Source organism: Lishizhenia sp., from assembly GCF_033720595.1.
GTDB lineage: Bacteria > Bacteroidota > Bacteroidia > Flavobacteriales_D > Crocinitomicaceae > Lishizhenia.
Genome location: NZ_JAWWCF010000075.1, coordinates 1 through 12,618, shown reverse-complemented (window position 1 = coordinate 12,618; position 12,618 = coordinate 1). Strand labels below are relative to the sequence as shown.

The following is a 12,618-nucleotide window of genomic DNA, read 5'->3' as shown; positions in this document are numbered from 1 at the left end:
CATTTTGGACCTACTTCTGTAACTCAGGCTGTTAATTGTTACGAAGGGGAAACGGGGCCAGGGGTTGCTTTTATTCCAGCCATAGATTTTGACACGGAGGTAATTTCTGAAGATGGTTTTTACCTTTCAGGAGATCCAGCCTCTCCAACAATGGAAGTATTTGGAACGGGGGATGAGTTAGCATATTTGAATGGAACCATCGCTGAAGGAACCGTATATACCTTTACTAAAACAGGCGTAGGAACAGATGAAACGATAGAGCAAGGAATTGACTTCACCGTTGCACCGAACCCATCACAAGATTTTATTCATATTACTTTAAAAGAAGAGATAGAAACGGAAACAATTTCAGTTGTTGATTTACAAGGTAAAGTGGTGTTAAATGATTTAAACAAAAACCAGAAAATAGATGTGAGTACATTAGAAGCTGGAGTGTACATAGTACAAATTCAAACATCAACTGGTTTATCCACGCAAAGGTTTATCAAGAAATAGCATAATGAAATTTAAGTTAAGGTCGGGAGTTCTCGACCTTTTTTATGTTGTTTAGTTCTTACAGGAAACAGATTTAACACGAAACTACAAGAAGGTAGTTTGAACCACAAAGGTCACAAAGGTTTTTCTTTGGATAAAGAACGGGGGATGGTGTAATGAAGTCTCTCCATGTTAAATCATTGAATCATTGAATTGCTGGGTGTCGGTCTTCTAGATTTCTCGAACCTCAGACCTCAATTTTATCAATCCATAAGCTTTACTAAGACCGGTTCCTCGACTCCGCTCGGAAACCTGTCACAAATGCTAAAACAATAAGTTATAATTAAGGTTCTCGAGCAGAGTTGACAGACAATTCCCTCGACCAATCTAAAAGTCTATGAATCTATTCTAGCCATCTAGAAATCTAGATCTCTAGCTATCTAAACAAAAAAAGGGACGAACAATAAATGTCCATCCCTTTTCAATATCAATGCTTTTTGCAGATCATCAACCCTTTATAATAGGAGGTTCTCGAGCGGAGTCGAGAGACTAAAAGTCTAAAATTCCAATTAAGCTTCAGCCATATCAATCGCTTCAACGCGAATGATTTCTGGAGCCACTTTCTTTACGGCTTCTTCCAAACCTGCTTTCAAAGTCATCGGACTCATAGAGCATTCAGAACATGCACCCAATAATTTCACTTGAGCAACACCTTCGTCTGTAATATTTACCAATTCCATATCTCCACCATCAGCCTCTAAGAAAGGTCTTAGATCTTCTAATGCTGCATTTATTTTTTTGGTAATCTCTTCTTTATTCAAGGCCATAATTATGCTTTTTCAGCAACTTTAGCTGCTTTTTTATTTTCAACTTCTACCACAAATTTACGAACTAATTCTTCAAAGGAATTTGCAGTTGGTGTGTTTTCTTGGAATACAGCAGGTCTTCCTACGTCTCCAGATTCTCTTACACTTTGTACCAGTGGAATGTGACCTAAGAACGTTTCGTTCATACCTTCTGCCAAATTCTTGGCTCCATCTCTACCAAAGATGTAGTATTTGTTGTCTGGTAATTCAGCAGGTGTAAACCAAGCCATGTTCTCAATTAAACCAACAACAGGAACCTTGATTCCGTCTAGTTTAAACATGTTCACTCCTTTACGTGCATCGGCCAAAGCTACTTCCTGTGGTGTAGAAACAATCACTGCTCCATCTAAAGGAACTGTTTGTACCAATGATAAGTGGATGTCACCTGTTCCTGGAGGTAAATCAATTAACAAGTAATCCAATTCTCCCCAGTAAGTATCTGTAAATAATTGTGTCAATGCTTTAGAAGCCATAGGTCCTCTCCAAACAACAGCGTTGTCTTGCTCTGTAAAGAAACCGATAGACATGATCTGAATACCGTAGCTCATTACAGGAACCATTTTCTTTTCACCTTCCACTTCTATCATGGTAGGCCTTTCTCCTACTACGTCAAACATAGTTGGCATAGAAGGACCATAAATGTCGGCATCAACGATACCTACTTTGTATCCTGCTTTAGCCAATCCACCCGCAAGGTTTGCTGTAACTGTAGATTTTCCTACACCACCCTTACCAGAGGCAACGGCTACAATGTTTTTCACTTCAGGCAAGATTCTTCTGCGCGTTGCAGATTCTGCATTGCTCATACCTTTTACGGTACACTCAACTTCTATCTCTTTCCCCAATACACGTTCTAGTGCAAACTCAACGGCCTCTTCCATACGCTTTCTTGCGTGTAGAGCAGGGTTGGTAACATTAACGGTAAGTGAAATTGTGTTTCCCTCTATTACTAAGTCTTCCACTAAGTTCTGAGAAACGATATCCTTCTTTAAATCAGGTTCTAAAACATTGCCCAAGGCCTCTAATACCTTGTCTCTTGTAATTGCCATAGCTATTCTTTACGTCCGGCAAAAATAAGGCTAATACTTTAAGAAGTAAAGGATAAAGTGGGGAATGTTTAATGGGTGACTAAGAATGGTGTTGGCTTTACTCTTTTACTTCGTTAGAGAAGTATAAATTCTCTGAAATATGGATTTTATTGTTATGGATTTTCGCCTGGATTTCGTTTAATTTGATGGAGATAAAAATATACCACCATGAAAAAATCAATTTTACTTTTCTCCTTAATTCTTTCGAGTATCGTTTTCTGTCAAAATACAAACAAACATCGAATAAGTCTATTTACGGGACTTTTACAAAACTATGCTGATGGAACTGTTCCATTAAATGTAAAATCACTTTATCCTGGGAATGGCGTTTTTAACGGTTTGCTGCACAATTCAATTGGTGTCGCTTATAAAAATTACAGTCCTAAAGGGTACTGGTGGTCGGGTTCTGTGCAGTACCTGCATGAATGGAGTTATATGGAAAGGTTGAAATCAGAACGACCAATTGCAAATAGATTACATCTTACTACAGCTATGAATTTAGGTAAAACCAAAATACTAAATGAACGCTTTAGTTTAGATTATGGAATAGGTCTATTGTATAGATATGCTGAAGAAGAAGTGTTGCACATTGATGCGAACAATTTTATTTTATGGGAGGACCATATCCTTCACAGTACGGGTGTAAACGTTCAGTGTGCCTTAAATTATCAACTTGGAGACCATGTAAGTTTTTTCACAGGAGTGAACGCGAGAGCATATCTTTTCGGAGTGGAGCAAGGGGAGACAGAGTTTCTACCACTCAGCAGGAAAGTAAACGAAGGAGAGACCCTAAATTTCAGTTTAGATTTAGGTATGTCCTTTACCTTTTAATGATTTATTGGCCCTTTTCACCCCAAGAACTTTGGGGTGGAACCGCGCTTTTTATCCTACGCTTCGGTTGTCAACTAAAAAAAAGCTGGGTGCTTTCTGTGGCTTCTTAGGTCGCCCCAAAAGCGCAAGTTTTTTTAAATTTCCTTCCTGCAGGGTATCCTTACAATCGCTAAGGGGTAAAAGTATCCTTACTTCGAAATGGAGTCTTTTTGTGTAGAAACATCACTTTCTAAAGAAAATGAACGCATGTTTAAAGAGTCCGAAATCTTGGTGTAGATATCGTTCAGAATTTGCTGTTCTCTACTGTAATAGGTGAAAGAGGCGTTAAAACGCGCGCTGTCTAAATGGTACTTGGCAAAAATATCTTGCCCTTCGCGTTTTAAGATTTTGTAGTAATTGGGCAGACTCCTGTATTTGTTTTGTACGTACCCCTCTAAAACGAGTAAGTCTTGTAAAACATATTGAAAAGTGTCTTGCGGTATGAGGTTAGAAGGCCTGGGATTTTCTTCCAAATTGTTTTGGCAAGCCGTGAAAATGAAAGAAAACCCCAATATGTAAAGCCTTAATTTTTTCATGATTATCTATCGAAGGTAATACGTTGACCGTTACCGGCTTCAACAATTGCGTTGTTATGGTAAACCGTTTTTCCGTTCACGATAGTTCTATCGATAACGTGTGAGAATTTAGTTCCCTCAAAAGGAGACCATCCACATTTGTACAATAAGCTTTCTCTTGTTACTGTTTGGTCTTGCTTCGGATCCACAATAACGATATCTGCAAAGTATCCTTCTCTTAAGTATCCTCTTTCTTTTACTTGGAAACAATCAGCTGGGGCATGCGCCATTTTTTCAACTACTCTTTCTAAAGGAATAATTCCATCTTTATATTTCTCCAACATGGCCAATAAAGCATGTTGTACCAATGGTCCTCCAGAAGGAGCGCTAAAGTACTTGTTTGCTTTTTCTTCCAAGGTATGAGGTGCGTGATCTGTGGCAACAATGTCAATTCTGTTGTCTAACAAAGCCTTCCAAATTTGGTCTCTGTCGGCTGCAGACTTAACCGCTGGGTTCCACTTAATAAACGTTCCTTTTTCGTCGTAAAATTCATCTGTAAACCATAAGTGGTGTACACATGCTTCTGCAGTAATTCTTTTCTCTTTTAGAGGAATATCGTTTCTAAATAATTCAGTTTCTTTTCCTGTAGAGATATGTAAAATGTGTAAACGAGTATCAAATTTCTTGGCCAATTCTACCGCCTTGCTAGAAGAAAGGTAACAAGCTTCTTCGCTTCTAATTTCTGGGTGGTATTTAATAGGCATGTCTTCACCGTATTTTTCACGGTAAATCTCTGTGTTTCTTCTAATTGTAGCTTCGTCCTCACAGTGTGTGGCAATTAACATTGGAACTTCAGAGAATATTTTTTCCAAAGTAGCTGTTTCATCTACCAACATGTTTCCTGTACTCGATCCCATGAAGACTTTTACACCACATACGTTGTGCGGATCGGTTTGTAAAACATGCTCTATATTGTCGTTAGAGGCTCCCATGAAGAAGCTATAGTTGGCAATACTTGTATTCGCGGCAATGTCGTATTTGTCTTGCAACAATTTTTGTGTAAGCGCATTAGGAACGGTGTTAGGCATTTCCATGAAAGTGGTAATACCTCCAGCAACTGCAGCTCTACTTTCTGTACCAATGTTGGCTTTGTGTGTTAAACCTGGTTCTCTAAAGTGAACTTGGTCGTCTATACATCCAGGAAGTACATATTTTCCATCGGCGTTAATTTCTTCAGCATTTGCTTCAGAAATGTTTGCTGCCATTTTTGTAATTCTCCCGTTTTCAATAAGAATATCTAAATGTTCTTTCTTTCCTTCGTTTATTACTAAACCTCCTTTGATTACTGTTTTCATATGTACTTCTTTTGTATGTGTGGTGGTAGTTTAAGGCGTTCAACCTCGTATACCTTGGCAAAGGTAAGGCTCAAACCAAGGATTTCCCAGAAATGAACTTATAATTTTAGTCCGCGCATTTTCCAAACACCAAAAAGTGCTTCTTTGAATATACCAGAACTCATTTTTGATTCTCCGTAAAGTCTATCTACAAAAGTAATAGGAACCTCAACGATTTTAAATTTGTGTCTCTTTACGGCATATTTCATACAGATTTGAAAAGCATACCCTCTAAAGGTAATTGCATCGAAATTTACCGATTGCAATGCTTCTTTGGCGTAACATTTAAAACCTGCTGTAGTGTCTTTAATACCTATCCATAAGATCATTCGTACATAGATAGACGCAAAATAAGACATCAACACTCTATCCCAGGGCCAGTTGCTTACTTTACCACCTTTACAGTAGCGAGAACCTATGGCCAAGCCAGCATTGTTTTCTTTACAAGCTGTGTATAATCGAATTAAATCATCTGGGTTGTGGGAGAAATCACAGTCCATTTCAAAAATGTAGTCGTAATTTCTTTGGAGCGACCATTTAAAGCCATGTATGTAGGCAGTTCCTAATCCAAGTTTTCCTTCACGTTGTTCGAGGTGAAGTTGCGTAGGAAATTCTTTCTGCAGTTCTTTAACGCGTTTTGCCGTTCCATCCGGAGAATTATCGTCGATAATTAATAAGTGAAATTCTTTTTCTAAAGAGAAAACTTTGCGAACCATTTTCTCTATGTTCTCTATTTCATTATATGTGGGGATGATTACTACGCTGTCTGACACTCCATTATTTTTTAGTGTTGCTAATATAATGGAATTATCGAAGAAAGAAAACCCCCAATTTTCCTTTGTGATTATTTAACGAATAGCCGTAAAATAAGATGTTACGGGAGTAAATGGGATCTCGGAGTTTGTAGGGTTGAACTAGTTTTTAAAAAGTGTATCCATCACTTCATAAATCAAATCCTGTTCGTAGCCTTTCGCATGTAAATAGCGCATTACTTTAGCGCGCTGTTGCCATTCGTTTTCAGATGCTTTTAAACTAGCTTTTTTCCGTTGTGCTAAATGGACTAGGGTTGAATAATAGGCGTCAGGTTCTATGATAGATAAGCCTTTTTTTATGGAATATTCGGAAACACGCTTTTGTTTAAGGTGTTGTTTTATTTTGTTACGCCCCCATTTTTTTATGTTGAACTTTCCAGAAACGAAGCTTTCAGCAAAGCGTTCTTCATCTAAAAAACGATTAGAAATAAGATCTGCGATGAGCACATTTCTGTCTTCTTCGTCTAATCCCCAAGAAAATAATTTGTTTTCAACCTCAGAATGGCAGCGGTCTTGATAGGCGCAGTAGGCTTCAATTTTTTGCTTAGCCTCTAAAAGCGAGTATTTGCACTCCGACTTCATGTCAGAGTGCAATTTTCTCATTTTTTTTGTTGACAAAAGAGTATTCCATAAAATGGTTAGCTGTAATTCCTCTTACCGGAATCCACTTCTTGTATTTAAAGAACCATTTCACTTGCTTACTAATTAGTCCACGTTTGAAGTATGCTTCGATATATGGGTGTACTAATAAAGTAATATCAGTTTCTTTTTTGTCTTGGATTAAGAAATCCAAATTCGTTTCAATTTCTTCGGTGAAAAGGATACTTGCAGTAACCTCTCCTGTACCGTTACATGCCGGACACGTTTCATTGGTATTGATGTCAGTTTCCGGTCTTGTGCGTTGTCTCGTTATCTCAATAACCCCAAAACGCGATGGAGGAAGGATGTTGTGTTTGGCGCGGTCCGGTTTCATGAATTCCTTCATTTTCTCGTACAACGCTCTGTTGTTTTCCTTCTCGTGCATATCGATAAAATCAACAGCTACGATACCACCCATGTCACGCAGTTGCAATACTCTTGCTAATTCTTCAGCGGCCTCAATGTTGGTTGCCAAAGCATTGCTTTCTTGATTGTCTGCGCCCTTTCTGTTTCCACTATTCACGTCAACAACGTGCATAGCTTCTGTGTGTTCAATAATTAAGTATCCACCACTTGGTAATGGAACCTTCTTACCAAACAAAGCTTTAATTTGGCGGTTAATGCCAAACTTTTCGAAAATTTCTAATTTTCCGTTGTAATGCTTTAAAATTTTCTCTCTTCCAGGAGCTATACTTTCAATGTAATCGCTCATTTCTTCTAGAAGCTGTTCGTCGTTTACATGTATGTTAGTAAAACTACTGTTGAGAAGGTCTCTTAATAAACCAGATGCTTTTCCAATTTCACCTAAAACGCGTTTAGGTGGAGTGGATTGTTGCAAATTCTGATGCATTAACTTCCACTTCTCCAAGAGATTTTTTAAGTCATTATCTAGTTGCTCGACCTTTTTATTTTCTGCTACAGTTCTGATAATTACCCCGAAGTTTTTCGGTTTAATATCGCGCATGATGTCTCTCAAACGATCGCGTTCTTTGTGATCTTTGATCTTTTGTGAGATGCTCACTTTTTCAGAAAAGGGTACTAAAACCAAAAATCTTCCCGCCAATGTTACTTCGGCGCTAAGACGTGGACCTTTACTTGAAATAGGTTCTTTAGCTACTTGTACCAATATAGGTTGAGTAGAAGATACTATATCTGTAATCTTCCCGTCTTTCGGAATGTCTTCTTCTGACTTAAAATAAAGAAGGTCGGCCACGTTCTGCTTGCTTTGCAAGGTTTGTCGTGTAAACTTATCGAGCGATCTAAATTGCGGACCAAGGTCTAAGTAATGCAAAAATGCATCCTTTTCGTACCCAACATCTACAAAACAGGCATTCAAACTAGGGACAACTTTTCTAACTTTTCCGAGGTAAATATCACCTACAGAAAACTCAGTTTGCCCTTGTTCTTCATGCAACTCAATCAGCTTTCCATCCTTTAACAAAGCAATCCAAACTCCATTTGGTCTGGAGTCGATTACTAATTCGTAATTCACGGAAGCCGTTTTAAAATGTGAATAAATACAAATGACTTAGCGATACGAAATCACTAAGTCAATTTGCTAATAACTTTAAAATGTCAGAAGATTATTTTTTCTTCTTGTGACGGTTTTTTCTAAGTCTTTTCTTTCTCTTGTGAGTAGACATCTTATGTCTTTTTCTTTTCTTACCACTTGGCATAACTCTATGTATTAAATGTTAGTATTCTACTTTAAAAATCTTCTTTCGCACGGGGCGAAAAAACTCCCATTCTTTCAAATGGGAGTGCAAAGGTATAAAATATTTAGTAAAATATCCGAATAAGGGATTATTTTACAGCAACTTTAGTTTTTACTTCTTCCACGAAAGTCTTTGCAGGCTTAAATGAAGGTATGTTGTGCGCAGGAATTATGATTGTTGTGTTCTTAGAAATGTTTCTACCCGTTTTCTCAGCTCTTTCTTTCACAACAAAGCTACCGAAACCTCTTAAATATACGTTCTCTCCCTTAGTTAAAGACGATTTGATAGATGCCATAAAAGCCTCTACTGCCTTTTGTGCTTCAACTCTCTCTAATCCTGTTTCCTCAGAAATTTCAGCAATAATGTCTGCTTTAGTCATTTTTGTAATTTTTATTATTTATAACAACAATGTGATTTTCAGGCGCAAAAGTAATTAGCTTTAATGGTTTACCTTTGCTTTTTCTCAAAAAAAATTAAAAAAAAATTAATCTATGTCAGATTTTGGTCGTCAAATTATAAACTGGTACGAAGAAAATAAGCGTGTATTACCTTGGCGCTCAACGCAAGAGCCGTACCGTATTTGGCTCTCAGAAATCATCCTTCAACAAACAAGAGTTGCACAAGGGTTGAGTTATTATGAACGTTTTGTTAAGGAATTTCCGGAGGTTAAAGATTTGGCAAATGCATCCGAACAAGAAGTTTTGAAGCTCTGGCAAGGCTTGGGGTATTACAGTAGAGCAAGAAATTTACATTTTGCGGCCAAGCAAGTCATAGACGATTTTGGAGGAGTTTTTCCATCCGATTATAAAAGTATTAAAAGCTTGAAGGGAGTGGGAGATTATACAGCCGCTGCCATCGCATCTTTTGCTTTTCATTTGCCACATCCGGTGGTTGATGGAAATGTTTACAGGTTGCTATCGCGCTATTTTAATGATGCAACTCCCATAGATACTACTCAAGGTAAAAAGCAGTTTCAGTCTTATGCAGACGAGTTGATGATTCCTGAAGAAATTGCCAGTTTTAATCAAGCGATGATGGAGATGGGAGCGATGGTATGTACACCTAAAAATCCGAATTGTGAGCAATGTCCTTTACAAACAGGTTGTATTGCCCTTCAAGAAGGTACACAACTAGAGCTACCCGTTAAGTCTAAGAAGATAAAGGTACAGGATAGATTTTTACACTATATAGTAGTAGATGAGCAAGCTTATTATTTACAGCAACGCGACGATAAAGGTATTTGGCGCAACATGTTTGAGTTTCCTTTAATAGAAACCAAGAAGGCAGAAGAAACTATAGAAGAACTTGCAGAAGAAAAAGGTTTTGAGATAAAGGGAAGGGTGATGTATGAAACCAAGCATGTTTTAAGTCACCAAAAGTTGCACGTTAAATTTTGGAAAGCCTCGGCAAAAGAGGATGTTTTAAATAATTATATCAAGGTTGATCATTTAGAGGACCATGCTATACCCAGGGTGATAGATAGGTTTTTAGAGGAACATTTAGAAAAGGCTTAAGTGATCTATAAAGCTTCGGGCAGATATTTTTCCCTCCTTCTATTTACTTTATATTATCTTTGTTTTACATTTGTTACTATGGCTGGAAGCGTAAATAAAGTTATTTTGATAGGGAATCTAGGAAGAGACCCTGAAGTTAGAATGTTAGATAATAACGTGAAATTGTGTAGATTCTCTATCGCAACTTCTGAATCTTATACAGATAAAAACACAGGAGAAAGAAGAGATAATACAGAGTGGCACAATATCGTTGTTTGGAGAGGTTTGGCTGATGTTGCCGAGAAGTACTTGAAAAAAGGAAATAAGGTTTACATTGAAGGAAAACTGAGAACAAGAAACTGGCAAGACGAAAATAACCAAACGCGTTATGCAACAGAAGTTGTGGCTGATAACATGACGATGTTGACGTCTAGAGCAGAAGCACAGTCTATGCAACAAAATGCTCCTACGCAACAACCGTATAATAATGCTGGTACTCCACAGCAGCCAACTGAAAAATTGGCAAATGATTTAATTGACGATCAGGACGACGATTTACCATTCTAGAATCTATGGATATTGAACCCGCCAGTTGTTTTCTTGCGATATTAAACGTTGATATTGAACTTGGGATAAGTTTTGTTGTCCTAGCAATATTATTGCTTTTATCGGCTTTGGTCTCAGGATCAGAAGTAGCCTTTTTCTCCTTAGGTCCAAACGAAAAAGAAGAACTCAAAACTGGAAAGAGTAAATCTTCAGAAACTACTATTACTTTAATTAATGATCCCAAAGAATTATTGGCTACTATACTTATCGCCAATAACTTCATTAATGTAGGGATAGTTATTTTATCGAGTTATGTTTTTGGTCAAATATACCCAGAGGATTATGGAATTCCATGGGTGAGAACCTTAATAGAAGTAGCAGGGATTACCTTCATTATCTTGTTGATAGGGGAGGTTATACCTAAAGTATATGCCAACAGAAATCCATTAAAGCTTTCTTTGTTCATGTCTAAACCTATTTATTCCATCGGTAGAATACCTCCGATATCCTGGATGAAATTAGGTTTGGTTCGCGGTACAGAATTTATCAATAAAGCAGCGAAGAAAAGATCTCTTGATGTTTCTACGGATGACCTTGAAAATGCTTTGGAATTAACGCGAGAGGAGAACGATACAGAAGACGATCACAGAATCTTAGAAGGAATTGTGAAATTTGGTAACACCGATGTGCGCCAAATAATGCGTCCACGTTTGGATGTTACTGCAATAGAGGAGAATTCTACATACAGAGAGTTGATGGATATGATACTCGAAGCAGGTTTTTCTAGGATTCCAGTGTATAAAGAGAATTTTGATGACGTTATCGGTATCGTTTATATCAAAGATTTATTGCCTCACTTAAATGAGGAAGAAGATTTCAATTGGCAATCATTGCTAAGAACACCCTTCTTTGTTCCGGAAAATAAAAAGATTGATGATCTTTTAAAGGAATTCCAAGACATGAAAATGCACATGGCCGTTGTGGTTGATGAGTATGGAGGAGCATCTGGAATTGTTACTTTAGAAGATGTATTGGAAGAAATTGTTGGGGATATTACCGATGAGTTCGACGACGATGATTTAGTTTATACCAAGGTAGATGAGAGTACTTATGTATTCGAAGGTAAAACGCCTTTGGTGGATTTGTACAAAGTTTTAGAAATAGACGGTAAGAATTTCGAAGAAGCCAAAGGTGAGTCAGATTCTATCGCAGGCTTCATCATAGAACAAGCCGGAAAGATTTTAAAGAATAACGAATACATCATTTTCGATCACTACAAATTTGTAGTAGAATCTTCTGATAAACGAAGAGTGAAAATGGTAAAAGTAATAGTGTTAGATGATGTGGAGAATAACTAGTGTTTTCATAGTGTTGAGTTTACTTTTTGTAGCATGTGAGGATGAAAATTACATTCCCAAACCTTCTACTTATTTCAAATTAAACTTCCCAGAAAGGGTTTATAAAAACTACCAAGATACCTGTGGTTTTAGTTTTACTATTCCATCTTATTTCGAAGTGGTAGATAAAAAAGACCAGCGAAACCCTTGTAACAGAGATATCAATTTTAAAGGGTTAAATGGAACTTTGTTTTTGAGTTATATTCCCATGGAAACGGAGCTTTATCGTTACATAGATTATTCGCTTTCTAAGGTGGATGAGCACAAAATAAAGGCGTCCTTTATCAAAGACACTACTTTATTATATCCAGAGCACGGAGTGTATGGAACTTACTTTTTTCTAGGAGGAGATGTAGCCAAACCTATACAGTTCTATTTAACAGATTCTTCGGATATTTTTATGAGTGGATATGTGATGTTTAACGCTGTTCCTTCTTATGATTCAATTAAACCAGTACTTAATTTTGTGGAAGAAGATATTCTTAAGATGTTGGAATCAACCAAGTTTTAAGTTGAATTAATCTACCTTTCTAATTTTCATACGTAGTTAGTAGTGAGGAGAATAAGGGAAATTCCCATTTTATTTCCTTAATTTTAATGCTAAATACTACAATATGAGGATATTATTACTTTGCTGCTTTTCACTTTTTTTGTCGTGCCTATCCGCACAAACTTATTCGCGCGTTAAGATTTGGTCCACAACAGATCAGTTACATGAACTGAATGCCTTGGGATTATCTTTAGATGATGTTCAATACAAAAAGAATACTTTTATAATTGGCGAGTATCCCTCAGAGCAAATAGAGGCT

General features: G+C 37.2%; 15 protein-coding genes. 7 read left to right on the top strand and 8 right to left on the bottom strand.

Annotation, left to right across the window (positions count from 1 at the left end; translation table 11 throughout):
• Positions 1–495: T9SS type A sorting domain-containing protein (locus R3333_RS07105; RefSeq protein WP_318958095.1), on the top strand; the 495-nt coding region annotated here is incomplete at its 5' end.
• Between the two features lie 548 nt (positions 496–1,043).
• Here R3333_RS07105 and R3333_RS07100 read toward each other — a convergent pair.
• On the bottom strand, positions 1,044–1,301 hold the full coding sequence (locus R3333_RS07100; RefSeq protein WP_318958094.1) for a NifU family protein: 258 nt from the start codon (positions 1,299–1,301) through the stop codon (positions 1,044–1,046).
• Positions 1,302–1,303: 2 nt separating this feature from the next.
• Positions 1,304–2,389 (bottom strand): Mrp/NBP35 family ATP-binding protein, encoded by a 1,086-nt coding sequence (locus tag R3333_RS07095; protein WP_318958093.1) that lies wholly within the window; start codon positions 2,387–2,389, stop codon positions 1,304–1,306.
• Between the two features lie 207 nt (positions 2,390–2,596).
• Between R3333_RS07095 and R3333_RS07090 the strand changes: the two genes are divergently transcribed.
• Positions 2,597–3,259 (top strand): hypothetical protein, encoded by a 663-nt coding sequence (locus tag R3333_RS07090; RefSeq protein WP_318958092.1) that lies wholly within the window; start codon positions 2,597–2,599, stop codon positions 3,257–3,259.
• Between the two features lie 188 nt (positions 3,260–3,447).
• Here R3333_RS07090 and R3333_RS07085 read toward each other — a convergent pair whose 3' ends face one another.
• The 6 genes from R3333_RS07085 to R3333_RS07060 all read right to left on the bottom strand — a co-directional run bounded on the left by R3333_RS07085 (position 3,448) and on the right by R3333_RS07060 (position 8,752).
• A complete protein-coding gene (locus tag R3333_RS07085) occupies positions 3,448–3,834 on the bottom strand; it encodes a DUF4296 domain-containing protein (protein ID WP_318958091.1) in 387 nt (128 codons plus the stop codon).
• Positions 3,835–3,836: 2 nt separating this feature from the next.
• Positions 3,837–5,168: a dihydroorotase gene (locus tag R3333_RS07080; RefSeq protein WP_318958090.1), complete on the bottom strand. Its 1,332-nt coding sequence runs from the start codon at positions 5,166–5,168 to the stop codon at positions 3,837–3,839.
• A gap of 98 nt (positions 5,169–5,266) precedes the next feature.
• Positions 5,267–5,980, bottom strand: a complete 714-nt coding sequence (locus R3333_RS07075) for a polyprenol monophosphomannose synthase (RefSeq protein ID WP_318958089.1) — start codon at positions 5,978–5,980, stop codon at positions 5,267–5,269.
• A 141-nt stretch (positions 5,981–6,121) separates the two neighbouring features.
• Positions 6,122–6,622 (bottom strand): regulatory protein RecX, encoded by a 501-nt coding sequence (locus R3333_RS07070; RefSeq protein WP_318958088.1) that lies wholly within the window; start codon positions 6,620–6,622, stop codon positions 6,122–6,124.
• Positions 6,603–8,150 (bottom strand): Rne/Rng family ribonuclease, encoded by a 1,548-nt coding sequence (locus R3333_RS07065; RefSeq protein WP_318958087.1) that lies wholly within the window; start codon positions 8,148–8,150, stop codon positions 6,603–6,605. Before R3333_RS07065 ends, R3333_RS07070 begins: the two co-directional genes overlap by 20 nt.
• 311 nt (positions 8,151–8,461) lie before the next feature.
• On the bottom strand, positions 8,462–8,752 hold the full coding sequence (locus R3333_RS07060; protein ID WP_090248495.1) for an HU family DNA-binding protein: 291 nt from the start codon (positions 8,750–8,752) through the stop codon (positions 8,462–8,464).
• 112 nt (positions 8,753–8,864) lie between these two features.
• Between R3333_RS07060 and mutY the strand changes: the two genes are divergently transcribed.
• The 5 genes from mutY to R3333_RS07035 all read left to right on the top strand — a co-directional run.
• Positions 8,865–9,887, top strand: a complete 1,023-nt coding sequence (mutY, locus tag R3333_RS07055; RefSeq protein ID WP_318958086.1) for an A/G-specific adenine glycosylase — start codon at positions 8,865–8,867, stop codon at positions 9,885–9,887.
• 78 nt (positions 9,888–9,965) lie between these two features.
• Positions 9,966–10,433 carry a single-stranded DNA-binding protein gene (locus R3333_RS07050; RefSeq protein ID WP_318958085.1) on the top strand — a complete coding sequence of 156 codons (468 nt, stop codon included), beginning with the start codon at positions 9,966–9,968 and terminating at the stop codon, positions 10,431–10,433.
• Between the two features lie 5 nt (positions 10,434–10,438).
• A complete protein-coding gene (gldE, locus tag R3333_RS07045; protein WP_318958084.1) occupies positions 10,439–11,770 on the top strand; it encodes a gliding motility-associated protein GldE in 1,332 nt (443 codons plus the stop codon).
• A complete protein-coding gene (locus R3333_RS07040; RefSeq protein WP_318958083.1) occupies positions 11,751–12,320 on the top strand; it encodes a hypothetical protein in 570 nt (189 codons plus the stop codon). The genes gldE and R3333_RS07040 overlap by 20 nt, the downstream gene beginning before the upstream one ends.
• Positions 12,321–12,423: 103 nt before the next feature.
• Positions 12,424–12,618 (top strand): hypothetical protein (locus R3333_RS07035; RefSeq protein ID WP_318958082.1); only part of this gene is annotated, 195 nt, incomplete at its 3' end.